Genomic DNA, 24,753 nt, shown 5'->3' on the forward strand with positions numbered 1-24,753 from the left:
AACGGGCGTTACCCAGCGGCTTCGAGTATAGAAGCCGAATTCGTCAAGAGAAAGATGTTCCTTCCCTCACGGCAAAGAAATCTCTCGGCGACTGCAGTGCACGTCGACTTGAGCAGTGGTCAATGTTCCCATTGTCCCTTTTCTTTGCAGCTCCGTAACAGCATTGTCGATTCCAGCCCGAGTTGCAAACCCGTGTCGGGAAACACTGTTCTGTTTTAGCATCATTTCCAAGATTGGCAAAGGGATTAGAAAAAACTTCGCGTTTTTTCCTCACCCTTGGACCTTGCGGATACCGACTCGCCAAGATTACCTCTTCGGGTCAACGAGTCTTGTCAGGACCGAAGTGCGCTGGTTTTCTGCCACGAGCGCTCGCGCTATTTCAAAGCGCTGGCATCCTTGGCTGCCGCCCAATTTCGGCAGAAGGTCTGAAGCTCGATCGCAGCAAGATGAAGAGCCTGATCGTGGCGTTGCGCAATGTCTTCGCGCTTCACATCCTCACGATGCCGGTCACGAGGCGACAGTTCTCGACGCGCTTGATGCGTATGCAATGTCTCAGCCTCGACGGCCACCTCGTCAAACACCCGCCGTGAGTCAGGCATCACCGAAGGGTGATCAAGAATATCGAGCAGCACCCTGCAACGTAACGCGCCTTCTACCAGATCCACCTGCCGCGCCACCATCGCGTCTGAAAGCGCGCTCAAGCTGTCGATGCAATTCTGGTTCGCGCGGGCGATCTCAGCGGCCCGAAAGGCACTCCGTCGCTTGACTTCACGCGATAGGCGCCAGGCATAAGCGGCAAGCAGGACAACGATCACAATGGCAAGGACGCAAAGCCCGACCGTGAGAGGTAACGACATGGGTTAAAAGGCAGCCTTCTAATGAGTCTCGTTCGCAGGTGCCTTCAGGATAACAGCATCCACGGGCTCTCCTGCACTATCTATCCGAATTCTATTCATTCGCGCCATCTGCATTCTGTTCATCCGCGCATCTTCTGCATTTACGGATCTTCCATCGGCACACTCTCAATCCTTCGACTGGGTTCGTAAAGCGCATCCAGAAGCAGCACCAAGCGCCATTCGACGAAACGCAGACGAGAGTGGAATTCAACAGGCGCCCCCCAGTAACGGCACACCGACAGCCCCCTTTAGACCAAAGACTAAGCCGCTGTTGCCACGAAGCACTCTACATCTTTAGTAGAATCGAAACGATTCAAGTCTCCGGAAAAGGACGCCACGACATGACGCACGTATCCGACCAATCGCCAAATGGGCCTCCGCTGGCCGCCCGCATCGGCTTGGTTCTAGGGCCAATCTGGGTCATCTTGACGCAGGTCACGCCGCCCCCCGCCGGCATGGAACCTGCCGCTTGGCACTGCGTCGGATTGGCTCTGCTGCTGGCGACCTGGTGGGCTACCGAGGCAATTCCCATTCCTGCCACCTCGCTACTTCCCATACCATTGGCACCTGCACTCGGCATTGCCGACCTCAAGAGCACCGCCGCCAGCTATGCCAATCCGACGATCTTTCTGTTCCTGGGTGGCTTTTTGCTGGGCATTGCCATGCAACGCTGGAACCTGCATCGGCGAATTGCGCTACGAATCCTGAACGTCGTTGGCCAGAAACCCAAGCAGCAGATCGCAGGCTTCATGCTCGCAACCGGGTTCATCAGCATGTGGGTTTCCAACACTGCGACCGCGATCATGATGCTGCCCATCGGCATGTCGGTGGTTTCGCTGTTTGCCAGCGCAGAGTCTCGAGAGGTGAAGCGCTACGCCACCGCCCTGCTGCTGGCCATTGCCTACTCGGCCAGCATCGGCGGCATTGCCACACTCATCGGCACACCTCCCAACGCCATCCTCGCCGGCTATCTTTCGAGCGAGCAGAACATCGAGCTGGGCTTTGCCCAGTGGATGATCATCGGACTGCCGGTCAGCATTGCGATGATGGTCGTTGCCTGGTGGTGGCTGACTCGTGGCGGTTTCACGCTCAAACTCGATGACAATGACGGTGACGTCATCGGTGACGAATTATCCAAACTCGGCAAGCTTAGCTCGGCAGAAGCACGGGTAGGCATCGTCTTCCTGCTGGCGGCGCTCGCCTGGGTCACACGGCCGCTGCTGAACGACTGGGGAGTCGAATGGCTGTCCGACACCTCAGTCGCGCTGTTTGCCGGTGTCGCCCTGTTCTTGATTCCCAGCGGCAACGAACGGCATCGCCCACTGCTGTTGTGGGAGGACGCCAAAGATCTTCCCTGGGGAATTCTGCTGCTGTTTGGCGGCGGCCTGGCTCTGGCCAGCACCATCAGTGGTTCCGGCCTGGCGGACTGGATTGCCAACCAGCTCGGCATTTTTGGCACGCTGCCGCTTTTGCTGCTGATTGGCGCCATCGTGTTGGTGGTCATATTCCTGACCGAACTGACCTCGAATACCGCCACGGCGGCCGCGTTCCTGCCATTGCTCGGCGCTCTCGCCATGTCGCTCGACGTCGACCCGCTGCTGATCACCGTGCCGGCTGCCATCGCCGCCAGCTGCGCATTCATGATGCCCGTGGCGACGCCACCCAATGCTATCGTCTTTGCAACGGGGCAGATGACGATTCAGTCGATGATTCGCGCCGGCTTTTTCCTCAATGTCATCGGCACGATTCTGGTCACACTGATCTGTCTGGGCCTGATCCAACTGCTGTGGCTGTAGCCCCTATCCACAGTCGCCTGGCGGGAGCTCGTCAGGCGACCGATTTCTACCGTCGCCGTGGCAATCCCGACGCCATACCGACGCAAGCTCGGGCCAGCGAAACGGCATAAAAAAATGGCCATCAGACAGAATCTGATGGCCATTTTCATATTTGGTCGGAGCGACAGGATTCGAACCTGCGACCTCTGCAACCCCATTGCAGCGCGCTACCAAGCTGCGCCACGCTCCGGCTTCGATCGGGCAACCTGCAGCTGTCCCCGCGAAACGCAGCGTATACTACCGTGCAGTCCGAAAAATGAAAAGCGCTTCTTATGGCTTTTTTTTCAATCGCTTGCGAAACCCGATCGGCGCCCTATCCCGGCAGCACGCACGCTCGCCCTCGAAGCGCTGCCGGCGCTGGCGTGGTCGACTCTCGTCTCTGTGGCCAGCCGCGCGTACAATGCCTCGCACCAAGACCAAAGTCTAAAGGTAGTGTCATGGCGTTGATTATCGGCATGAGCGTTCTGCTCGGCTGTCAGTTCCTGGGCGAGGTCATCAGCCGCGCCCTTTCACTTCCCGTGCCCGGCCCGGTTCTGGGCATGCTGATCCTGCTGATCGGTTTGACGATACGGGGCAGTGTCCCGCAAAGCCTTCGAACCATGGGCGAAGGGCTTCTCAAGTATCTGACGCTACTGTTCGTGCCAGCTGGCGTCGGGCTCATTCAGCATTTCGGTCTCATCAGTCGGGAAATCTGGATCCTGGCCATCACGCTGATCGTTTCGACTTCGCTCACCATCCTCGTAACCAGCCAGACGCTGCAACGAGTTGCCCGCAAAGAGTTCCAGCCGAAGGAGCGTGACACGTGAGTGGCGCCGGCCTCGAGCAGATCTGGGTCTACCTCTCCGCCAGCCCACTGCTGCATCTCCTTGCCACCCTACTGGCATTCCTCGTTGCCACCCGCATCAATCGCTGGGCCGGCGGGACACCGTTGCTGCATCCGGTCATCGTCGCCATTGCGTTATTGATTGGCTTTCTGCTGTTGACCGATACGGACTACGCCACCTATTTCGAAGGCGCACAGTTTCTGCATTTCCTGCTGGGGCCGGCAACCGTCGCACTGGCGATTCCCCTATACGATCACCGGGAACGCGTGCGCCGGATGCTGGGGCCGATCGTCGTCGGGACGATGACCGGTATCGCCACGGCCGTCATTTCCGCTGTCAGCATTGCCATGGTGCTGGGTGCCGATACCGAGACCCTACTGTCACTGGCTCCCAAGTCGGTGACTTCGCCCATCGCCATGGGCATCGCCGACAAACTGGGAGGCATCCCGTCATTGACGGCAGGGCTGGTACTGCTGACCGGCGTGACGGGATGCATCGTCGGCCCATGGATATTCCGGCTGACCCGGATCAGCGACCCGACAATCCAGGGATACTCGATGGGTTTGGCGGCTCACGGCTTCGGCACGGCCTATTGCTTCGCCTCCATCGGTGCAGTGGCCGGGGCCTTTTCCGGACTGGCGATGGGACTGTCCGGCCTGGTCACAGCCTTTGTCTTGCCGCCGATCATTCATCTTTTCGGGCTATGACCCATGCGCCAGCCCGAACCCATCGGCGGCAAGGTCAGCGTCTTGACCCTTTCAAGGATTCACCAATGACAACGAAATTCCTGACATTCACCTTGATGGGTGCCTTGCTGGCGCTAACCATCGGAACGCTGTTACCAGGCGAAGAGACTGCAGCTATTCAGCGCTGGCTTGGTGCGAACAATCAAATTCATCCGCTGGCGCATTTTGTCCTCTTCATCTTGATAAGCGCTCTGCTGACCTCTCTACTGCGGGGTCGCGCAGCCTGGTTGCCTCTGGCGATCTGCCTAATACCGGCAATAGGGACCGAATGGTTGCAGCACTTTTCTTTTCAGCGCCATCCGAGGCTTGCCGATGTGGGCATCGACATGGCGGGCGCCAGCATGGGTTGGCTAATGGTCCAACTCGGACGCTCCCATTTTTGCAGACGCTGAGAATGGACATGAACGCCCAACCGTGGACATGACCGAAGATTTACCCACTGAACCAAGTCATTACAAAACGACAACGGCGAGCTAAGGTGATTGCTTCCACGTCCCTGGATAATCGTACCTATCAGCTTTGGACTAGCGAGCAGGGTTTTCATGGAAGTCAAAACGTTCTTCGCTCAAAGCGCCGATGGCCGAATCGTTCCCCATGCCGAGGTGGCAGTATATCGGCAGGGCGAAGAATCCTTGGCAAGCGATCTCGAGGACGGGCATGGCCAACCGCTGAAGAATCCTTTTCGCGCAGGCATGCAGGGACAGATTCAGTTCGCGGCACCCAATGGTCACTACACCATCGAGGTGGTCAGTCAGGATGCCAGACAACGCCTGAGCACCCAATTCTTCGATCAGGCCGCCGTGGCTTCCGCTTCGGGCACGCAATCGTTGACCCAGGCACTGGATCAGCGCCTGATCGCCCTCGATTCCGTCGACACGTTGAAAACCTGGCCCGGGAATCGCGTTTCCGACAGTTACCGCGTTGTATGTCGTCGCTTTTACCGCGACCTACCCTATGAGCTGAATATCGAATTGCAGCGCTGCACCGCGATGGACGCTCCCGAACGCGCTGGCGAAATGGACTGGCTCCCGACCGACGATCCACGGCACCAAAGCTTCCACGTTTTCACACTTTGGGGTGAGGATGGGGCGGCCTACATTCAGCCGAGTCGCGATATCAATCTGCTCAAGGTCGGGTTTCGAGCCGACTACCACATGTCCCGGGGTACAAAGGACAAAGGCACCGATGAATCTCGATGGTTTCAGAAAACCATCGATAAAACCCGGTTTCGTACCAAATACCTGCCCGACCTGGCTGACGGCGCGGGCCTCTACCTCGGCAGTACGCGCATCGAGTTGTGCTCCGGAACCCGGATCGTCGGTGACGGCCCTCAGGCTAACAGTCGGCTCATCAGCGATTACCCCGCCACGTCTTTTCGCGATGGCCTGCTGTGGTTGCGGGAATCCCACGTCGTCGATGCCTGGGCCGAGGGGCGTCCAACTGGCGATATCGACGATGCGTTCAGCCACGATATCGAGCTGCGGGGGCTGACGTTCGAGGCGACGGACTTCGCCAGCGCCGCCGTGACGCTGGTTAACGTTCGAAATGTCCTCTACAGCGACAATCATCACGTTCGTTGCGGCGGCATCAAGTTTTTCCATGAGCTTGAGCTCAATCGGCGTTACTCCCTCGGCCACGAGGATGATCCCGAAACCGACAATGCGGTGATCGCAGGCTTTCATCCGCAAACGCCGGACGATCTCAATCAGAACGTTCGCATCAGTCACCTGTCCGGCAGTGCGGGACGCTACAGTTCTCAACCAGGCGACAGCAAGCTCGCATGCGCCGTTCGGCTGAATTTCGTCAGGGATTTCAGCATCTCGCAGGTATCCATGGAGTACTGCAACATTTCCGGCTGGGGCGGCTCGGCGAGACCGGGAAAAGGCGGTGAACTGCGCTGGATGCGTCGCTTGAGAGACGGCTATATCAGTGACGTGCACTGCACCCGGTCCAATGGAGCGATCTATTTCAACAACGCCCACAACGTCAAGGTGTTCGGCTGCAGCGCCCAGGCAGTCAGCGACACCGCATTCGACTTCGAAGGATGCACCTACTGCCTGTTCGACGGCATCCATTCGGTCGATGCCGGCAACTTCGGGATCTCCGTGTTCTACGCCACTCTCGGCAACGTCATCAAGAACTTCCATGCCCGACAAACGTCACAGGCAGCCAACCTGCGGGCTCGCTACGCCACGGAAAGATTCAGGCCCGGTCTGGGAAAGACGCTGTTTCGCCGCCTGGCAGGGTTCGAGGACCCGGACTTCGAACAGGACATCACGCTCGATACCGGGTCTTTCGTTTATGAAGGAGAAGGATTCGGATTGGTGGCAGTGGACTCCTGGACCGACGTCACCTACCGCAACGTCAGCCATCAGGACGTCATGATGGACTTGAGAGCTCACAGTAACGCCAGGGAACAGACGCTCGTCGACAACCGCTTCACCTTCACCAAGGCGGCGGATCCCGGTGATGTGCTGGTGGCTTTCGGGCCTAACAATGCCGGTTACGCTTGCTGGAAAGGCGGCAAAATCGAGTCGCGAGTAGACCAACCCGCAGGGGTCGTGCCTCTACTGGCTCAAGCTCGTGCCTACGCAGGCGTCAGTATCGTCGACATCGAGGGCAGTCGGATCGAGGTGCCCGGCGCCGAGTCGGCGATCGTGATCTGCGACGCGCGACGATCCGGGCGGTCTCCCGCTCATGCATTTCGCCTGAATCGAAACCTCATCATGCCGGGAAGCCGGATAGTCAATCTGGATTTGAACGAGCGCTCTGGTGGCGCAGCGGTCCAGCTGGAAGCCCTGCACAACCGAAACCTGGACTTCGCCTCGGTCGATATCGTGACGCCAAACCGAAACGATACGCTGAACTACGCCGGCCTTCGCTTCGGTCTCAAGGCGACACGACCACAGGACTGACGTTCGCCGGGTCGTGCGACCACTCCCTTTCAGCCCACGATGATGATATCGCTCGCGCACACCACGCGAGCGATGTCGCCCGGCGTCGCCCGGCGCCGCATGCCCGCACGCTCCCGAGGGTACGATGATAATGTGGGCGGTTTGACCGCCCAAACCGGCAGCGCCGACGCCGCCAGATAACCCAGTCCCGTCGCCAGTACCTGACGTCTTGTTGGCATGGTTCACCTCTGTCGATTCTGGTAACCCGTCCGCTGAAATGCCGAGCGAAACGAAAAACCGCGAGAATGGAAGCGGACGACCGCAAGCGGCGGTCGCCCGATATCTCTTCAGTCAGCGAGCAGAGACCATGTCGCCTCCTGCGCCGCCGTCCAACGCCATTTCGGCGTCATGAAGTTCCCGCGCGATTCTCCCCGCTGCCATGTAGGAAAACGTATTGGTGATGTGGTGATCGTCGCGATAGACGAGCACATGCTGACGCAAGGGCGAACAGCGTTGACCCTGGCAGAACAGATCGGTGAGGTCGGCAAAATACACGTTCGGCAGATGATAACCGTCCGTCGGTGAACGGTCGCTCAGCACCGCGTTGCGCGATACCGAACATGCCTTCGAAGGTTGATCACTGAGATCCACGCACTCGGGCACATCGAAACCAAACCAAGGATTGTCACGTAGCGCAAGGACATCGACGCCCGCCTTGCCGAGCTCACGCCAGACTTCGAGATAGCCCTCGGGAACGACTTCCTTACCGCCTTCCACTCGTGTACCTGTCGTGAACACGAGGTCAGGCTTCAGCGCCACGAGTCGATCGACGACCTTGCGATTCCACGCCTCGCACGAAGCATCCACGGTGTACCTGGCATGCGGTTCGAAAGAGAGCATGCAAGCCCCCTTGGTCATCGTGATCAGGTGGAAACCTTCTTTCTCGGCACTGGCTTTCAGTGCCGCCAGCCAATGCTGAGCATGAGAACCACCGGCCAGCACCACCGTTCGATCCGCCTTCGGGTCACCATATTCGCACTCCAGGATCTCCGTACCGAACTGATTCTGATGGCAGCCATCGCGGGAGGATTCGGGGAGATCCAGGCTCGCGATCAGGGTCGCCGGATAGATCTCGTCACGGGCGGCAGACGGCGCATTCATGAAAGCTTCCAGCTCCCCTCGTGCCTCCGAGCTTCGCGCTTGATAGTCCTGGTACCACGCGAACAGTGAACCGGCCGGTAATGCCATCAAGATCGCGCAGGCGGCATAGGCATGGATTCTTCGGCGAGAGAGCAGTGTCGATCGCCGGATCGGACTCTCGGCGCCCCAGGTGGTGAGAAATGCCAGCAGCCCTGCGGCGATCAGAATCGATGCCCCGGCGACAAACCCCACGTCGAATTCCCCGGTCACATACCGGTAGAAAGACAACAGTGGCCAATGCCAGAGATAGAACGAAAACGAAATGTCGCCGAACCAGACGAACAAGCGATTGTTGAGCAGTTTGATGTCGCAGCGATTCCGCGCCGCGATGATGATCCCGCCGGCAGCGAGCACGGGGACGGATGCCATCACGCCCGGAAACAATGTCGAGACGTCGAGAAACAGCGCGAACGTCAACAACACCACCAACGACACCAGGCCCAGCAGCTTGGCCATCGGGACTGACATCGTGATTCGTGTCGCATACAACGCCAGCAGCCCGCCCAGAGAAAACTCCCAGGCACGCGCGAAAGTATCGAAATACGCCCAGGGCTGGTTCTTTTCGGTTATGTAAACACTGTAGGCCAGAGAGACGACCGTCACTGCCAGCAGAAGACAGGCGGTATAGCGATGACCTCCCCTACCGCGATGGACGTCGAGCTTCAATGACAACCAGAGCATCAGCGGGAACAGGAAATAATACTGGACCTGCACCGCGAGCGCCCAGAGCTGCTGGAAAGGCGACGGCGGCGAGCCTTGCTGCAGGTAGTCGGTGGCCGTCAACGCCAGCGACCAGTTCTCCATGAACACGATGGAAGCCAATGCGTGCTTCAACTGATTGCGCCACATCGAGTCGGGCATCAGCCACATCGAGACCAGGATCGTCGCACTTACCACCAACGCTGCACCGGGTACGACACGGCGCAGCGTCTTCCCGTAGTAATCGAGCACATCACCAACCGATAGCCGTTCGCGGCGGGTCAGCGAGCCCACGATGAAAAACGCCGCCACCACGAAGAACACATCGACGCCACCGGATACCCGCTGAATCCAGATGTGGTAAACGGCAACCATCAGTGCTGCAACGGCACGCAACCCCTGTATCTCGTACAGGTACTCACGATCCTTGACCAACGCACTACCTCCTTGTCGAACCTGAATGAGGGCCCATGCTCCTCCAGAGAGGGAGGCAGAAACACGGGATGAAAAAAGCCTCGACGCCGCCACGGAGAGACGCCAAGGCCGATGAGAGTGAACGCTCGAATGAGACGAACGACCAAGAGAAGCGCTAGCCCCTCAGTAGCGAGCCTGGGCCCTTTGCCGTTGGGGTTTGAGGTTATACGAGAACAGAAACCTGACCGCGGCCCAGCGCAGGGACATTCGGGCCAGCACGCAGCAGCTCAAAAAGGTAAGGCAGAACAATAAAATGAACACCAGGTTGGCATCGGATGCAGGCATCATTTTGGCTAGTACCGTAATGGCGACGAGCAGAATGGGAATGTGAGCGACGAACAGCACGATGGATTGACGCCCACACCACTGCAGCAGCGTGGTCCACCGCTGAATCCAGCTCAGCATCGCCAGTCGGGCCAGCGGAATCAGCGAGGCCAACGATATCAAAAGGTAGATCGGGGAAAATATCTGAAATGGCATGATGAAGCCCACCGCGCAGAGTGCCACCAGCAACCACACGACAATCGGGTTGAGACTCGCGATGCGGCCGGCAAATCCATCCAGGTTTTCGCCTAGCATGCCACCCAGCATGAAGAAAACGGCATAGATCACGATCTTGGCGCCGAGCGTCGGCACGACATAGCCTTCGGCATTATCGACCAGCAGCCAGTGCGGCATCAGAGCGGAGGTCAGAAAATAGTAAAGTAGATAGGCGACTACTGTCATCGCAACGGCCCATCGGCTCCCTAATTTGAACAGGACATAGGCCGCGGCGTAGTAGATGAACAGGCAGTACAAAAACCAGAGATAGTTGTAAGGATAAAGGAACAATGGAAAGAGCTCTTCGGGCATTGGCTCGTTCAACAGCGCCCAGCGCACCGAATAAAGCAGGAAGATAACCGCCGTCCAGATCATGTAGGGATGGGCGATATTCTTCAGCTTACCGATAAAGAATCGTCTTGGGCCTTTATCCAGTGACCTCGCGAGCATGAGTCCGGAAAGGAACATCAACACCGGCATCCGGAAAGGCGCAAGGTACTCGGAAAGAAGCGGCAGCCAAGACCATAGGCCCTCATATCGGATGGACACGGCGTACTGGGCGTGAAGCAGGATTACCAGCACGACTGCCGTTCCTCGCAGGAGATCGATCCATCGATAACGTGTTTGTACTGTCTGTCCCACGGCTATCTTCCTTGAAGCAGGAGTCAAAAGAGAATGTCGGAGAGGTCGTCGTGTCGTCAGGAGCGCCCAGCCATCGCCGCCGTCCGCATGGCACGGCAGCGCGCTGGACTCGCCGTCGACAACCGGCTCAGTAGGCGTTGTTGCCGGTAAAGCCCTTGAAGACGGTAAGGAAGATGATCTTCAGATCCAGCAGCAGCGACCAGTTGTTGATGTACCAGAGATCGTGTTCGACCCGGTGCTGCATCTTGTCCAACGTGTCCGTCTCACCGCGGAACCCGCATACCTGAGCCCACCCGGTAATGCCCGGCTTCACCATATGCCGCTGCATGTAGGACTCGACCAGATCCTTGTAGTACTCGTTATGCGCCAACGCATGGGGACGTGGCCCTACGATCGACATACGTCCCTGGATGACATTGAGGAACTGCGGCAGCTCGTCCAATGAAGTACGCCGCAGGAAAGCGCCTACTCGGGTAATACGCGGATCCCGGCGCGTCGCCTGGGAGACGTGGCCGCTCTTCTCCTGGTGCATTTTCATCGAGCGGAACTTGTAGACCTGGACGTCGTGGCCGTTGGCTCCCGTGCGCAATTGCTTGAACAGCACCGGACCGGGCGATGACAGCTTGACCGCGACTGCACAGGCGGCGCATACCGGGGCGATCAGCAGCAAGATCAGGCCACCGATGATGATATCCTCGAGCCGCTTGGCCCAAAGCGCACTGCCGGATATCGGGCTGACGCTGAGATCGATCGCATGCGTTCCGGCAATATGGCTGACGCGATGGTTGAGCAGCGGAATGTCGGCAAAATGCGGAATGAAGCGGATTTCCAGCGGCAGATGGCGCAGGTTGTACATGATTGCCTTCACGTGCTCGCCTTCGGAGACCGACAGACAGATCCACACCTCATCGGCGCCCGATTTCTCCACTCGCCGAGCCAGGTTGCGCGGTGCCTTCTCTGCTCTCAGCACTCGTCCGCGACACACGCCGGCGATGGCGTATCCCTGCTCCTGGTGCTGACGCAGCGAGCGCGCGACGTCGAGCAGGTTTTCCTCGGGGCCAACCAGAAACACTTTGCGCCGATTCTTGATACTGCCGTTGTGATACATGGCCAGCATCATCAGCAACGCGCGTGAAGCCGCCACCAGACAGAACGACAGCGTGAAGGTGAACACCAGCCACTGCCGGGAAACCGCATCCGACAGCTTCAACAGGAACATCAGCATGCTGACTGCCGCAAATACTGCCGCCCATACCCAAAGCAGGCGATAGATACGGCTGCGCAGCCGAGTCGAACGCCATTTGCTGTAGCCCCCACCGAAAAGGTTGATCAATACGACAGCCAGCGCCATGACGATCAACACCAGCGCGTTGACGCTCTCCAGACGTGACGTATCAAAGCGAATCTCATTCGCCAGAATGCCCGCCAGCACGATGGCCAGCACGTCGATCACCGGTGCCAGCCGCCTTACAGGATTCAGACTTTTCATATTCGTTCCCCTAATACCATCCTGATGGCCGTTGAGATGTTCTTTTTGACGCTTGTTTCGCGAAAACCCATGTCGTTTATTTCTTGAACACGCCTACCAGCCGATCATTGTCAAAGACCAGTAGCGCATTGATTTTCTTGGATTCCATCAGCACCAGTGCATCCTCGACCCGAGTGGTCGGGGAAACGCGAGAGGCCTGAGGCGTCATGAAGTCGTAAGCCTTCTTGGAGAACACGTACTCGCCGTACCTCTCGATGGCCCGACGTACGTCACCGTCGGTGATGACGCCCCAGCTACCATTATGCTGAACGACTGCCATCCCCAACTGCCCTCTCGACATCGCCTGAATCACATCGAGAACCTCCGCTTCCGCCTTGACGACCGGCAGGTTCTCGCTGCGCATTTCGTTTTCGACGCGACTCAGCAAGCGACGTCCCAGCGAACCGCCGGGGTGAAACCTGGCGAAATTCTCGGGCTGAAAGTCCCTCGCCTTCATCAGCGTCACCGCCAGCGCATCGCCCATCGCCAGCGTGGCGGTGGTTGAAGAGGTCGGCGCCAATTGCAGCGGGCAGGCCTCCTCGATGACGCCGATGTCCAGATGGCTATGCGAAGCTCGAGCTAGCGTGGAGTGTCGGTTTCCGGTCATGCCGACCAGGTAGTTCCCATTGTCCTTGAGATAGGGAATGAGCTTGATGACCTCTTCCGTTTCTCCCGAGTTGGAGATTGCCAGGAAAACGTCATGCGGCGTGACCATGCCAAGGTCACCGTGATAGGCCTCCCCGGGATGCATGAAAAAGCTCGGGGTTCCGGTACTGGCCAACGTGGCCGCGATCTTGCGACCGATGATGCCCGACTTCCCCATGCCGCAGATGATCACGCGCCCCGGGGTCTGCAAGATGGCGTCGATGGCCGCGCTCAAGTCGTTATCCAGCTTGCGCGATACCTCCAGAAGAGACTCCGCTTCCTTGACGAAGACCTGCCTGGCCGTCTCCAGATATTCCAGATTCATGATGATTCCCTCCCTGATCCTGGATTCGAAACCGAGTTGGTTGGAACTGCCGTTGATAAATCGGTACGCCAAATCACGATCCCCTGTGACGCGAGGACATGCGCAGTGCGCGTCATCCTCGCGTGGCAGAGGTGTCGATAGGATTGAAAAGCGTTTCACGGAACGTCGTAGCGGTTGGGCATCCGTCGAGACCGGACGCCTGAAAGCAACCGTTTTTGCAGATGTCGAATATCGTCGAGCGTCAGAAACAGTCACCGCCCCGGACAGGCGATGACTTCAGCGGCCGGAGTGGGAATCCGGCGCCTCGATACGATCGCTGACGCTTGGCGCGTCAGCGCTACGGGGCGACTACTGGACGAGGCGGCGCAGCGCGTCGCCGTCTCCCAGCATATGGGCATACATGTCGGCTAGCTCGAGACCTCGGGCTGACAGCAGATCCTCGGCGATTTCACGTCCAACGCCACGTCCGCCTGCGGTTTTCATCACGTGATCGGCAACGTCGATGACCAGTGGGTGAGCATCCGCCGGCGCATAGGCGACGGCGACCTCGCGCATGACCGGAATATCGATGATGTCATCCCCGGCAAAAGCAATGCGATCCGGTGGAATGCCTTGCTCCTCGGCGATCTGGCGAATCGCTTCAAGCTTGTGGCTGAAGCCGATCTTGATCACATCCATGCCCAGCTGGGTCGCTCGCGTAATCAGCGGCTGGCTCGATTTCGCCGACAGCACGCCGCTCTTGATACCGTGCTGACGCAACAGGCCGGTAGCGACACCATCGCGCACGTTGAACGGTTTCAGCGCCTCCCCCTCCGGGCCGATCAGCAAGGTGCCATCAGTGAGCACTCCATCGACATCGAACAGCACTAGCTCGATCTGGGCTCGACGATCCGGACGCGCCATCAGTCGATCTCGATCTTGGGAAAGTGCTTGACCAGATCATCGACCGCCTTGATCTGAGTCAGAAATGGCTCGAGCTTGTCCAGAGGCAGCGCGCTGGGACCATCGCAGCGGGCGTTGTCAGGATCGGGATGTGCTTCGAGAAAGAGCCCGGCCAGACCGACGGCCATCCCGGAGCGAGCGAGTTCCAGCACCTGTCGCCGGCGGCCGCCGGAGGCCTCACTACTGGGATCACGACGTTGCAGACTGTGTGTCACATCGAAGATCACGGGGGCATTTTTGCTGACATCCATCATTTCACGGAAGCCGAGCATATCGACAACGAGATTGTCGTAGCCAAAGCAACTGCCACGCTCGCAAAGAATGACTTGCTCGTTGCCGGCCTCGGCACACTTGTCGACGATATTCTTGACCTGCCCCGGGCTCAGAAACTGCGGTTTCTTGATGTTGATCGGCTTGCCCGTCCTGGCCATGGCAACCACCAGATCGGTCTGACGCGCCAGAAAGGCCGGCAGCTGAATCACGTCCGCGACTTCCGCGACCGGTTGTGCCTGCGCCACCTCATGCACGTCGGTGATCACCGGCACATCGAACTCGCGCTTGACCGCTTCGAGGATTTTCATTCCCTCGTCAAGCCCGACACCCCGAAAAGAGTGGATCGAGGAGCGATTGGCCTTGTCGAATGACGCCTTGAACACATAGGGAATGCCGAGTTTCCGCGTCACTGTGACATAGGCTTCGCAAGCCTTGAGTGTACTGTCCAGGTCTTCCAGTACGTTGACGCCACCAAACAGCGTGAAAGGCCCGTCATTGACGACGGCCAATCCACCAACCGATACGGATTTCATCAAGCCACCTCACTTCTATCCAAAAAATGCAGTCTTGCACGAGCCATTAGCTTAGCGAAATTCGCTTCGCTGAAGGGAGTTTCCTGAAAGTAATCCTCATCCACCAGATAGTGGCCGATATAGGCCGCCAGCCGCCGCTCGCTGAAATGTGCGTAGAACGTATTACCCAGGAACGTCACTTTCTTGTCCAGCAGCTTGGCCTCGAGGCCGACCGTGGAATTGATGGTCACCGCTTCGACCGCGCGGTCCAGCAGTTGAAAGGTGTTTTCGTTGACGATGAGAAACCCATGCTCCTCGCGCAGTCCGGCCAGGATAGACGGTATCGCCTGATTGATCTCCGCGGGGTGTGGCTTGACCACCAGCTTCAACCCCTTTTCCCTGGCCATCTGTATGGCATCCTTGAGCCCGTCGATGACGCTGTTCTTGCGGTAATTCAAAATGATCTGCGCATCCGTGCTGACCTGCATCGGAAAAAACAGATAGGGGCTCTCCCAATCCATCTCGTCCAGAGCGACTTCATCTGCCTTGCGAAGTTTCCTGAGCTCTTCGAAGCCGTAAGCATTCTCGCCGGCGTAACCCAGTACCGCCTCGATGCGACACCCCACCACCTGGACGAATTTCTGAAAAACGGTCTTGAAATCGAGCTTACGAGCTTGCCCGATAACGTGCCTTTTCATTCGCGCGGCGGTGTATTCCTGCTTCCAGCGTCGGAAGGCTTCGATGTCGACCGGATAGTCATCCAGCACCTCGACATGCTCGTACAGATAGGACTGCATGTCGGTTCCCTGAGGGTCCGCAAACGTCTTGTTGCCGATGTTGCCATAACCGGTGTAGAGAACATCGATGCCGTTGGCGCGGGCGTGATCTGCCAATGCAGACTGTGAAGCCAGACGACCGCTAGGCAAAATATAGAGATCCCATCGGTGCTTCGGTTGGTGACGCTCGATGAAATCTGCGAAGCCGGAGTAGACCCGGTCAGCCTGGGCGTGGGTCAGACGACCGGTCAGGATGCTGAAGTTATTTTCTCGGCAGGTTCGTCCACGCCCGCGGCGCGGCATGTAGACCGTTTCGCGCTTGAGCTTCAGATACACGTACATGATCAGATTGTTGGCCACGAAGTCGACTCGACAACGACCGGCATTGGGTGCCGCGAAGACACGCTTGAAAAAGCGGTAGTCCTCGGGATTGGAGATATTGATGAGCACCTGACTATACATAGCACTGTCCACTTATGCTGGTAGGGTTCACGAGGCTGGTAGGGTTTCATGAGACTGGTAGGGTTTCATGAGACTGGTAGAGTTTCATGAGTCCCGCATTCATGCTGACCGGCGAGAAATCGCGCTCGTAGCAGTCGCGGCATCGCTGCCCCATGGCTCGTTGATCGCAGTTGTCGAATGCCTCTATTGCCGCAGCCAAAGAGACCGGGAAAGCATCGAAGTCGAACACGAAACCGGTTTCGCCCTGACTTACCAGCTCCGGCAAGGCGCCCCGATTCGAGCAGATTACCGGGGTCGAATTACGGTAAGCCTCCAGCACGACGAGGCCGAACCCCTCCCAACGGCTTGGCACGATCAATGCTTTGGCACGAGCGATCAGTCCATCGAGCGTGGCGTTATCGAGCCAGCCAAGAAACTCCATGTTGTCGCGCACCGCGAAATCCGCATCCGAATCGACGACGTTACCGCCGACGATCTTTAGAGGTGGACGCTTTGCATCCCAAAATTCATAAAGCCGATCGAATCCCTTCTGACGGTCGAAACGCCCGATGAACAGGTAGAAGTCTTCCTTGTTTGCTCCCCCATTGGCTTCACGGGTGTCACGCACACAGTTCTTGATCAACTGCGACTTGTCGCCCATACCGGCCTCAGTCAGCAATTTCTTCTCATACTCGGAAATCGCGATGACACTATCGGTGCGCTGGTAAAGGACTTTCTCTATCCACTGGATGCCTCGCTTCTTGAATCCGGAAACACGATGAGGGTCGAACGCGACGCCGTGTGGCTGATAGATCAGTCTGGCGCCACGAAAAGAGATCGGCAGCGCTCGACAAAGGAACCCGGCGAAAGTGCTGTGCACGTGAACGACATCGGGCTTGACCTCAGCAATCGCTCCCCGCAGCCGAGCGGCCAGATGACGTAGGCGCTGCCGCCGGTCATCGCCGAAAAACCCGATGAACTGGACCTTGCGATCCATCACCGCGTCGTCCTCGAGGCTGATTTCCTCGCGCTGGGAGCTCGGCAGCAGCACCGTCACCGCTTCGACATCCGGTCGCTTCGCCTGTTCGAAGACCACGTTGTTGAGATAGGTGGCGATACCTCCGGTCACGGTCTCGCAGATATGCATGATTCTCATGAAGTCACTCGCTGAAAGAGAGCATTACCAGCAGGGAAAAAACGATGAAAGTCGGCACGAGGATCAGCGCCGCATCGGAAAACGTGGCAACCCAGTACATGATGCAACCGATGCATGCGCCACGACTGATAGGCCGGGACACATCGAAAAGACTTCGCGCTATCACGATATTGGCGAAGAACATCAGGAAGGGAATCAATCCAATCAGTCCGACGAATTCCGCGATGGAGACATAAGGAATTTCGTAGGACCAGTACAGAGGTGTGTGTGAGATCAGACCGGCCTCGAAAAAATACTCGAGATAGGCAGCTCGACCACCGAGATTACTATCGAAAAGGAAGGTAACGTCCTGACCCATGACACCCAGCAAGCCAATGATCCCCGGTACGACCAGGCAGAGAGCAAAACAGATGACGATCAGTTTCTTGACCGAAATGGCTTTATTGAAGACGAGATACTCGAAAACGCAATAGATGAGTAGTAGAGCCCAGGCGGTACGAGACAATGTCAGCATGATCGAGAGCATCAGCGCCAATACCCACACACGGTTTTTTTCAATGACTGTGTATACCGGCATCAACATGATCATGCACACAGCGTAGATATTGCCGTTGTTATAGGTAGAGAACAGCTTATAGAGGCCGCCACGGTCGTTCATTCTCGCCTCCAGGGTTGTCTCCGCCCCAAAGGTGGTGGTCAATGCCGGTATGGAAAAGTACTGACCCGTCGCGATTTTCAGCAGGAACAGAAAAATCCCGAAGGCAACGGCAAAGCGGATGCAATTTTTCAGGCAAACCAGCAGATGATTGACACTGTCCGCGGATAAACGCTTTGACCAGACATAAAAGAATATCGGCACGACAACGAGCGCCATGACGTATCCAAAATACAGGCCGATGCTATCGATACCGTTGAGCATCGTAACGGTAAAAAACAGCATCCAGAAAGGCAGCAGAAACCAGATATAGACAGAATATCGATCCTGTCTTGCAAGCTTTCCCGTCCCCAACATGGCTTTTATGAGCAAAAACGGAAACGATAGTGCTATTAGAAGATAAATGGTGTTGAGAGGAATACCGCCCAAAGCCACTCCCGATTTCGGCAGCGCGGTAGAAAATATGACGAGCAGCGCTACGAACAAACGTCTGGCGTTGATGACTAACATAGGTGTTGCTATTCCGTTAGGCGATTTGGCGGTGCAAGCGTGAGCACAACACTCATTCGCATCCGATTCTGGACGATAGCAAAGGGATCGGCAGCATGACGATTCCCATTCGCCGCCACACGAATATCGCCGCAACAAAATTCTGCAGCATGAGAACCATGGCCAAAGATAGTGCGGCGCCGACCGCGCCCAGCATGGGTATCAATACCAGGAAAGCCAGCAGACCGAGCGCACTACAGACCAACGAAATATTGCGCATCGCTTTTTCTCGTCCTGTCATGGTCAATAGAAAGCCCACGGACCCGAACATGACGTTGAAAAGATGCCCTATCACGATTATTCGAAGTAAATTCGCGGCCTGTCTAAACTCTTCGCCAAACCAGCCAAGCACCCATTCCGGAAAAACCAGACAGACGATTGCCGCCGGCGTGGCCATGGCGGCGGCAACTAGCGAGCTTTGCTGCGCCAGTCGACCCAGCTCTTCGTGGCGCCCCTGATGGAACAGTCGTGCAAAACGCGGCGGAAAGACGGCATTGATGACCAGAAGAATGAAGCTGATAACCATGCCTACCCGCTCCGCCGATTTGAAAAGACCCAGATCGCCGTGGCTGAGCAACGCACCAGCGATCAACATGGCGACCACCTGCTGCAGGAACATCGAAAGATTGAGCACGATGAAGCTCTGGGCCGTGGAGAAGAATTCGCTACGGGAAGGGAGAGTCGACGGATCAACCGTTTTCGAATCACGAACGCGAGGATGTCGATACAACCATAGCCCTGCCTGTAGCGCGCCCTGAGCACATACCAGCCATGCGGCTATGCAGAATGCCCAGCCAGCCTGAGGCAGTGACCTTGCGTCTCCCGCGATGACGGCTCCCAGAATACACACGGCGGCCAGCAAGGAGATCGAACCATTCTCCTGCAGACTCGCTCTCGCCGGCATGTTGACGCCCTTGAGGAATCCCGCCAGCACGAAAGACAGCGTGAAAGCAGGTGTGGCTACCGCGATACTGATCAACAGCGGGGAGAGTTCGGCTGATTCGAACATCTCTGCGATGACCTGATGAAGGCCGCCGATCACGGCGCCGAACACTAAGCTGAGACCGCCGGCTCGCCTCAGGGCCCAACGCAGATAGCAGAGAATATTGGGGCTGTCGTTGTCCTGGCTGACGTAGCGCATCAGCGAGCCGTTCAACCCATAACAGGCGATGATACCAGCTCCGAAAATAACGCTTTGCGCCAAGGCAAAGACGCCAACGCCCTGGGCTCCATATAGCCGTCCCAGCACGATTCCGAGGAAAATCGTGCCCAGTGCCGCTATCCCACGCGCGGCAAAAGTACGGCATAGATTGATGAAGAGTTCCCCGCGCAGCCGCGCCAGAAGTCGCGACGACCGCTGTCCCCGTAGCGTCAGGTTCATCGAGCGTGCCCCGAAATCGTGCCATGGCGACCCCTGGCGTGTCCGTCGTTTGTCGCGATGGTGCGCGTCCTCACTCGCTGACTTCCCATCATTTATAGCTGTAGTGGTAATAGCCATACCCGTACTCTGTCGCGGCCTTGCGCTCGACAGCATTGAGGATGGCACCTCTTGGCTCCACGCCAGCCGTCTTCAAGCGATTGATCGCCAACTCCATCTCCTTGACGGGATTGAGCTGGAATCGTGCCAGCACCAGCGTCGTTCCAACCTGCTTACCGATGATGGCGGCGTCGGTGACAGCCAGTATCGGGGGCGAGTCGACGATGACCAGATCGAAACGCTCGCTAACGGTAGTCAGGAACTCGCTAAAACGTGCCCCCATCAGTAGCTCGGATGGATTGGGCGGAGCCATTCCTCGGGCGACATAGTGCAGATTATCAATATCATCGACATCACGAGTGACCTGCTCCAGCGACAACTTACCGGATAGCACGTCACTCAGCCCATTTTCGGACTTCGTGCCAAAGGCGCTGTGGACCTGCCCCTTGCGCATGTCGGCATCGATGATCAGCACCCGTTGACCGGCCTGGGCGCATACCGTCGCCAGATTGACACTGACGAAGCTCTTGCCGACACCGGGGCTCGGCCCCGTGATCATCAGGCGATTATCTCCAGCCTCCAGCATTGCGAAATGCAGGCTGGTGCGCAGGCCACGAAGTGCCTCGACTGACACATCAGCTGGATTGCGCGCCGCCAAAAGCCCGCCAGGAAAACTGCGACTTTGATCTTTGCTGGAGCGTTTGACCCGGCGGTTAAGCTTGCTTTGCTCATCGGACAAGGGAATTGTGGCATAGACAGGAAGCCCCAGCTCCTCGATTTGCTCTTGATTCTCGATACCGCGATTGAATAAGGCCCGCAGGAAGACGCCCGCAACGCCAATGATCAAGCCGACAATGATCGCCACCGCCACCAGCAGCGATTTATTGGGAGCGACAGGAACCGATAGCACCGCTGCATTGTCGAGAATGCGCACATTTCCTACCGTGCTAGCCTCGGCAATCTTGGTCTCCTGCACCTTGTTGAGCAGCTGGACATAGATCTCGTTGGTGACTTCAACATCGCGCTGCAGTCTCAGGATCTCCTGCTGAGTCTCAGGCAACCCTTTGACCTGCTTATCGAGGTTATCCCGCTGGCGCTGCAGTTGCGCCTTTTTCTCGAGTAGCGCCTGATAGGTCGGATGGCTCTTGGTGAAGCGTTGAGAGATCTCCGCCTCGTTCATTTCCAGCTCGTTGAGCTGAGATTCCAGATTGACGATCCGCTCGAGAACGGATTTCGTCTCCATCGAGAGATCGACGCTGTCCTTGGACTGGCGATACTCGTTGAGCTGCTCCTCGGACCGATTGAGCTGATCGCGAATCTGCGGAACCTGGGTATTGAGGAAGTCTAGGCTTTTGCGCGCTTCCTCGGCCTGACGCTGCACGTTCTGCGAATAATAGATATCGGCAATCGTGTTGAGCGCTTTCTCGGTGGCATCCGGATCCGGACCGGTCAGGCTCCAGTCGAGAATTCCTGTCTCGCTGCCCGCCTCTGCCACCGACAAACGGCTTCTCAGACTATTGATTGCCGCCAACCGCGAGATATGCTGGATACTGAATTCGGCGCCGGCAGCGGCCTGGATCGAGGTAACGCGCAGCCCAACCTCGCCATTCAGGAACGTGCTCAGCTGTCCGATTTTGCCGCTTCCCAGCAGATCGCCATCCGAATCCAGCAGATCATAGGTATAGCTGTCCTGTACCCTGAGCGTGAAGGTCTGCCCCAGGTAGTCGTCGGCAACCGGCATTTCACTGACGGCGATGCTCTCTCCGCTGAATGCATAGCCCCAACCTTCGGCAAAACCCGGCCTACCAATGCCACGGCGCTGAAGAAACGTGCCGATGATCGGCAGAGTCACCGGTGTGACGTTGACATCCAGATTGAGCAGATCAACCGCCTGTCCCAACACCATTCGCGACCGAATGATCTCGATCTCGGATAGAGACGGCGGCTTTTCGCCGAGCAGATTGGAAACCTCTTGGAGCGGGTTGCTACCCGGCGTGGCGTTCTCGATCTGCACCAGGGCGTCAGCCCGATAAATCGGCGTTGCCAGACTGACATAGACGATGCCCAGCAGCGCAAAGCCGATGACGCTCGCCAACACCCACTTCTTGTGGTCGAGCAGAATCCCCAGCAATCGCCGGATGTCGATCTCTTCATGGTTGGTCGCCGTCGAAGGCGTCGATGTGTTGCTCGTAGTCATGTGGGTCTATTGATCCTTTCAGCGGTCCGGCATCTTGCCTACCCAGGCATCTGCGGCTTTCACCAGCAGGCGATGAACATGTTCGAAAGCACTCTGGCTCTTGCGGTACGGGTCGGGCACTTCACTCTCGTCGAGCCATCTCGTGAACAACATCGTCTTGCCACTGGCTGGGGGGTAACGCTCTGCGACTGACCGTCGCTGTCCGTCCGACATGACGAGGATCAACTCGGCGGACCGCAGCATCTCTTCATCGACCTGGCGCGCAATGTGAGCGGACAAATCGATACCATCGGCCTCCGCCAGCTTGCGCGCCGTGGGTTCGGCGCCCTCCCCGACCAACGCGCCCAGACCGGCCGACGCGACCTGCTTGGCCGGAAAGCGCTGCTTGAGAAGTCCTTCAGCCACCGGACTCCGACAAATGTTGCCGGTACACAACACCAATATGCGATCGAACATGTCAGTTGCCGTCGCGTAGTTCGTCGAAGTCACGCGTCGCCCGCGTTACCTGATATATGGAGCTAATCGTCGGTGTCAATTGACTGACGACACGATTCCAGCGACTGAGCGGTGCCGCCGTGACGTACACGATGTCGGTGGGTTGCAGCATGAACTGAGCCCCCAGAACCAACGCCGTGGCATTACGCGCATCGAGTTGGTAGACCGTGGCGAGCTTGCCACTGTCCGGCGTTGCTTGGCGTATGACGAATATGCCTTTCGCATCGGCTTGCGCCTCATCCATGCCGCCGGCTTGCGACAAGGCGTCGGTCAACGATAAGCGGGAGTTACCCATCGGCAGTGTCACCGGCTCCACCACCTCACCCATGACGAAGACCTTCTGATTGCCGATATCGGGAACATGCAAGACATCGCCATCTTCGAGAAGGCGGTTTTGATGCATGTCACCTTTCTGCAACATGGTGTAGACATCGATATGCGTTTCGCTGGACCCTCTCGACAGCACCACGTCGTGCCAGTTGGCCTCGCCATTGAGCCCGCCACCGAGATTGATAGCATCCAGCACGGTCATTGGCACATTGGTGATCGGCATGACGCCGGGGTTCTCGACCTGGCCGGTAACGTAGATCTTCTGAGAGTTGAAGCCCACGACCTTGACGTCGACCTGCGGTTCGGTGACATAGGTTGCGAGACGGCGCTGCAACTGAGATCTCACGTCTTCCACCGTGCGCCCGGCAACCTGAATGCGTCCGACGTAAGGGTAGAAAATGGTACCGTCACTGTGGACGGTATTCCCCGTATCTTCGGTAGGTCGCTCGCTGCCAGCCGGAATGGTCAATTCGGGGTGGTCGTAGACGATGATCGACAACACATCACCGATTCCGATGCGGTAATCGTACCGATCGTCCAGCACCTTCTGCCGGGACCCGCCAGCGACCTGTCTCAAGGCCGCTTCACTATTCGCCTGATCGATCGCAGCAGAACCCATATCCGCCTGATCGATCGCAGGAGAACCCATCTGCTGCGTCCGAACCAGGCCCAACGTGATCGGCTCCACGTCGACGAGATCGTCGATGGGAGCGGAATCGGTGTCGTAATCGATATTCCCGCCCGGCGCGAAGGCACAGCCGGACACCCCCCCTGCCAGCGTTACGGCCAGCGTCAATAACAGAGCAGGACTCCTCCGCAGAAGAGAATAACAACGCCATCTTCCGTAAAAATTCATCATCCCTGCAGACCACCCTTCTCTTGTCCAGATAGAGTCTTGTTTGTCACCGACCACATGCATTATTCAAAATACTTAATATTTCGGGAATTTAAACACGCTACCGCCCCGGGATAATAACGGCATTCCCCGAAGCCCAATCTCACCCGCCATCGAATTGAATCGACAATATGGCATCGACGTTCCGAAAGTCGATGTTACTGAAAGTGCGCCAATCCTTATCTGTCACCCTTCACAAATCAAAGCATGCCAATACCGTGCCATATTTTCATAAATCTACAATTCGGCATCGATCCGATTACACTGACATCAGAAACCGTGTGCAAAAAACAAGAAAATGGCTTTTCTAGCCTGTGCGCTTGAATATTGGTACTAGCAGGATGTGACGAATTCGCGACATGCCAATACGTCGGATGTGCGGGAAAATACATATTAAAACACCAAAACCGCTGAAAACTTACATTGGAATCATTTTGAAACATTTCTTGTGATGAAAAAATCACCCCCTATTTTTCAGTGGCTTATCGCTCATTTTTTCAGCGCCGCCTGCCTCCTGGCCCTTTTTACGCCGGTAACCAAACCCCATGCCACGGATAACCGTCACTGGAAAACGCCGACATGAAACGTTCACGCTCGCCTCAAGAATAACGGGCGTCGCCTTTTGTAGACAATTTTGACTGTGAAAACACGGCTTGACGACATTTTGTTTCATAAAAACACATTCGACATTTCTTGCATTCTCCGGCAAAACTTGCACCAGCATGAACAAAGCTAACTATACTTGTTGCCATTCGGTGCAATATGAAAATTTGACTTATTCTTGACACATTAGAGATGCCAGAGGTG

General features: G+C 57.1%; 21 protein-coding genes and 1 tRNA gene. 5 read left to right on the plus strand and 17 right to left on the minus strand.

Annotation, left to right across the window (positions count from 1 at the left end):
- Window positions 1-374: 374 nt before the first annotated feature.
- Window positions 375-857 carry a DUF2489 domain-containing protein gene (locus tag DOM36_RS04575; protein ID WP_075571021.1) on the minus strand — a complete coding sequence of 161 codons (483 nt, stop codon included), beginning with the start codon at window positions 855-857 and terminating at the stop codon, window positions 375-377.
- Window positions 858-1,237: 380 nt separating this feature from the next.
- Between DOM36_RS04575 and DOM36_RS04580 the strand changes: the two genes are divergently transcribed.
- Window positions 1,238-2,692, plus strand: a complete 1,455-nt coding sequence (locus DOM36_RS04580; protein WP_110641535.1) for a DASS family sodium-coupled anion symporter — start codon at window positions 1,238-1,240, stop codon at window positions 2,690-2,692.
- 152 nt (window positions 2,693-2,844) lie between these two features.
- Here the strand turns inward: DOM36_RS04580 and DOM36_RS04585 are convergent.
- Window positions 2,845-2,921: transfer RNA gene (locus tag DOM36_RS04585), tRNA-Pro, on the minus strand.
- Between the two features lie 247 nt (window positions 2,922-3,168).
- Here DOM36_RS04585 and DOM36_RS04590 point away from each other — a divergent pair.
- The 4 genes from DOM36_RS04590 (at window position 3,169) to DOM36_RS04605 (ending at window position 7,216) form a co-directional block, all read left to right on the plus strand.
- Window positions 3,169-3,537 carry a CidA/LrgA family protein gene (locus tag DOM36_RS04590; RefSeq protein WP_075571019.1) on the plus strand — a complete coding sequence of 123 codons (369 nt, stop codon included), beginning with the start codon at window positions 3,169-3,171 and terminating at the stop codon, window positions 3,535-3,537.
- Window positions 3,534-4,262, plus strand: coding sequence for an LrgB family protein (locus DOM36_RS04595; RefSeq protein WP_110641538.1), 729 nt, complete (start codon window positions 3,534-3,536; stop codon window positions 4,260-4,262). Before DOM36_RS04590 ends, DOM36_RS04595 begins: the two co-directional genes overlap by 4 nt.
- A 65-nt stretch (window positions 4,263-4,327) precedes the next feature.
- Window positions 4,328-4,693 carry a VanZ family protein gene (locus tag DOM36_RS04600; RefSeq protein ID WP_075571017.1) on the plus strand — a complete coding sequence of 122 codons (366 nt, stop codon included), beginning with the start codon at window positions 4,328-4,330 and terminating at the stop codon, window positions 4,691-4,693.
- A 150-nt stretch (window positions 4,694-4,843) separates the two neighbouring features.
- Window positions 4,844-7,216 carry a right-handed parallel beta-helix repeat-containing protein gene (locus DOM36_RS04605; protein ID WP_110641540.1) on the plus strand — a complete coding sequence of 791 codons (2,373 nt, stop codon included), beginning with the start codon at window positions 4,844-4,846 and terminating at the stop codon, window positions 7,214-7,216.
- A 29-nt stretch (window positions 7,217-7,245) separates the two neighbouring features.
- Here the strand turns inward: DOM36_RS04605 and DOM36_RS19960 are convergent, their stop codons facing one another.
- From DOM36_RS19960 to DOM36_RS19965, 15 genes are all read right to left on the minus strand, one after another.
- The gene (locus tag DOM36_RS19960; protein ID WP_157958555.1) at window positions 7,246-7,434 is read right to left on the minus strand and encodes a hypothetical protein; all 189 of its coding nucleotides are present in this window, start codon (window positions 7,432-7,434) and stop codon (window positions 7,246-7,248) included.
- Window positions 7,435-7,546: 112 nt separating this feature from the next.
- Window positions 7,547-9,529, minus strand: a complete 1,983-nt coding sequence (locus DOM36_RS04610; RefSeq protein WP_110641542.1) for an acyltransferase family protein — start codon at window positions 9,527-9,529, stop codon at window positions 7,547-7,549.
- Window positions 9,530-9,691: 162 nt separating this feature from the next.
- A complete protein-coding gene (locus DOM36_RS04615) occupies window positions 9,692-10,750 on the minus strand; it encodes an acyltransferase (RefSeq protein ID WP_157958556.1) in 1,059 nt (352 codons plus the stop codon).
- Window positions 10,751-10,877: 127 nt separating this feature from the next.
- Window positions 10,878-12,239 carry an undecaprenyl-phosphate glucose phosphotransferase gene (locus DOM36_RS04620; RefSeq protein ID WP_110641547.1) on the minus strand — a complete coding sequence of 454 codons (1,362 nt, stop codon included), beginning with the start codon at window positions 12,237-12,239 and terminating at the stop codon, window positions 10,878-10,880.
- Between the two features lie 76 nt (window positions 12,240-12,315).
- Window positions 12,316-13,248: a KpsF/GutQ family sugar-phosphate isomerase gene (locus DOM36_RS04625; protein WP_110641549.1), complete on the minus strand. Its 933-nt coding sequence runs from the start codon at window positions 13,246-13,248 to the stop codon at window positions 12,316-12,318.
- A 348-nt stretch (window positions 13,249-13,596) separates the two neighbouring features.
- Entirely contained in the window at window positions 13,597-14,151 is a 555-nt protein-coding gene (locus DOM36_RS04630; protein ID WP_075571012.1) for an HAD hydrolase family protein, read from the minus strand.
- Complete coding sequence (gene kdsA / locus DOM36_RS04635) at window positions 14,151-14,996, minus strand: 3-deoxy-8-phosphooctulonate synthase (RefSeq protein WP_075571011.1); 846 nt, start codon at window positions 14,994-14,996, stop codon at window positions 14,151-14,153. Before kdsA ends, DOM36_RS04630 begins: the two co-directional genes overlap by 1 nt.
- Window positions 14,996-16,111 (minus strand): hypothetical protein, encoded by a 1,116-nt coding sequence (locus DOM36_RS04640; protein ID WP_157958557.1) that lies wholly within the window; start codon window positions 16,109-16,111, stop codon window positions 14,996-14,998. The genes kdsA and DOM36_RS04640 overlap by 1 nt, the downstream gene beginning before the upstream one ends.
- A 148-nt stretch (window positions 16,112-16,259) precedes the next feature.
- Window positions 16,260-17,348, minus strand: coding sequence for a glycosyltransferase family 4 protein (locus DOM36_RS04645; protein ID WP_110641553.1), 1,089 nt, complete (start codon window positions 17,346-17,348; stop codon window positions 16,260-16,262).
- Between the two features lie 4 nt (window positions 17,349-17,352).
- Window positions 17,353-18,513, minus strand: coding sequence for a hypothetical protein (locus DOM36_RS04650; RefSeq protein WP_110641555.1), 1,161 nt, complete (start codon window positions 18,511-18,513; stop codon window positions 17,353-17,355).
- A 52-nt stretch (window positions 18,514-18,565) separates the two neighbouring features.
- Window positions 18,566-19,933 carry an oligosaccharide flippase family protein gene (locus DOM36_RS04655; RefSeq protein WP_157958558.1) on the minus strand — a complete coding sequence of 456 codons (1,368 nt, stop codon included), beginning with the start codon at window positions 19,931-19,933 and terminating at the stop codon, window positions 18,566-18,568.
- An 88-nt stretch (window positions 19,934-20,021) separates the two neighbouring features.
- Window positions 20,022-22,226: a polysaccharide biosynthesis tyrosine autokinase gene (locus DOM36_RS04660; protein ID WP_110641558.1), complete on the minus strand. Its 2,205-nt coding sequence runs from the start codon at window positions 22,224-22,226 to the stop codon at window positions 20,022-20,024.
- Window positions 22,227-22,244: 18 nt separating this feature from the next.
- Window positions 22,245-22,682 (minus strand): low molecular weight protein-tyrosine-phosphatase, encoded by a 438-nt coding sequence (locus DOM36_RS04665; protein ID WP_075571005.1) that lies wholly within the window; start codon window positions 22,680-22,682, stop codon window positions 22,245-22,247.
- A 1-nt stretch (window position 22,683) separates the two neighbouring features.
- The gene (locus DOM36_RS04670; protein ID WP_232823724.1) at window positions 22,684-23,847 is read right to left on the minus strand and encodes a polysaccharide export protein; all 1,164 of its coding nucleotides are present in this window, start codon (window positions 23,845-23,847) and stop codon (window positions 22,684-22,686) included.
- Window positions 23,848-24,406: 559 nt separating this feature from the next.
- On the minus strand, window positions 24,407-24,670 hold the full coding sequence (locus DOM36_RS19965; protein WP_144076919.1) for a hypothetical protein: 264 nt from the start codon (window positions 24,668-24,670) through the stop codon (window positions 24,407-24,409).
- Window positions 24,671-24,753 lie beyond the last annotated feature (83 nt).

Source organism: Salinicola sp. CPA57, assembly GCF_003206035.1.
Lineage (GTDB): Bacteria > Pseudomonadota > Gammaproteobacteria > Pseudomonadales > Halomonadaceae > Salinicola > Salinicola socius.

Bases quoted from the DNA above. Each gene is read 5' to 3' on its own strand.
- DOM36_RS04590 (WP_075571019.1), top strand. From the start codon at position 3,169: ATGGCGTTGATTATCGGCATGAGCGTTCTGCTCGGCTGTCAGTTCCTG.
- DOM36_RS04665 (WP_075571005.1), bottom strand. From the start codon at position 22,682: ATGTTCGATCGCATATTGGTGTTGTGTACCGGCAACATTTGTCGGAGT.
- DOM36_RS19960 (WP_157958555.1), bottom strand. From the start codon at position 7,434: ATGCCAACAAGACGTCAGGTACTGGCGACGGGACTGGGTTATCTGGCG.
- DOM36_RS04660 (WP_110641558.1), bottom strand. From the start codon at position 22,226: ATGACTACGAGCAACACATCGACGCCTTCGACGGCGACCAACCATGAA.
- DOM36_RS04650 (WP_110641555.1), bottom strand. From the start codon at position 18,513: ATGTTAGTCATCAACGCCAGACGTTTGTTCGTAGCGCTGCTCGTCATA.
- DOM36_RS04625 (WP_110641549.1), bottom strand. From the start codon at position 13,248: ATGAATCTGGAATATCTGGAGACGGCCAGGCAGGTCTTCGTCAAGGAA.
- DOM36_RS04575 (WP_075571021.1), bottom strand. From the start codon at position 857: ATGTCGTTACCTCTCACGGTCGGGCTTTGCGTCCTTGCCATTGTGATC.
- DOM36_RS04605 (WP_110641540.1), top strand. From the start codon at position 4,844: ATGGAAGTCAAAACGTTCTTCGCTCAAAGCGCCGATGGCCGAATCGTT.
- kdsA (WP_075571011.1), bottom strand. From the start codon at position 14,996: ATGAAATCCGTATCGGTTGGTGGATTGGCCGTCGTCAATGACGGGCCT.
- DOM36_RS04580 (WP_110641535.1), top strand. From the start codon at position 1,238: ATGACGCACGTATCCGACCAATCGCCAAATGGGCCTCCGCTGGCCGCC.
- DOM36_RS19965 (WP_144076919.1), bottom strand. From the start codon at position 24,670: ATGCTGGTGCAAGTTTTGCCGGAGAATGCAAGAAATGTCGAATGTGTT.
- DOM36_RS04620 (WP_110641547.1), bottom strand. From the start codon at position 12,239: ATGAAAAGTCTGAATCCTGTAAGGCGGCTGGCACCGGTGATCGACGTG.
- DOM36_RS04655 (WP_157958558.1), bottom strand. From the start codon at position 19,933: ATGAACCTGACGCTACGGGGACAGCGGTCGTCGCGACTTCTGGCGCGG.
- DOM36_RS04645 (WP_110641553.1), bottom strand. From the start codon at position 17,348: ATGAGAATCATGCATATCTGCGAGACCGTGACCGGAGGTATCGCCACC.
- DOM36_RS04600 (WP_075571017.1), top strand. From the start codon at position 4,328: ATGACAACGAAATTCCTGACATTCACCTTGATGGGTGCCTTGCTGGCG.
- DOM36_RS04630 (WP_075571012.1), bottom strand. From the start codon at position 14,151: ATGGCGCGTCCGGATCGTCGAGCCCAGATCGAGCTAGTGCTGTTCGAT.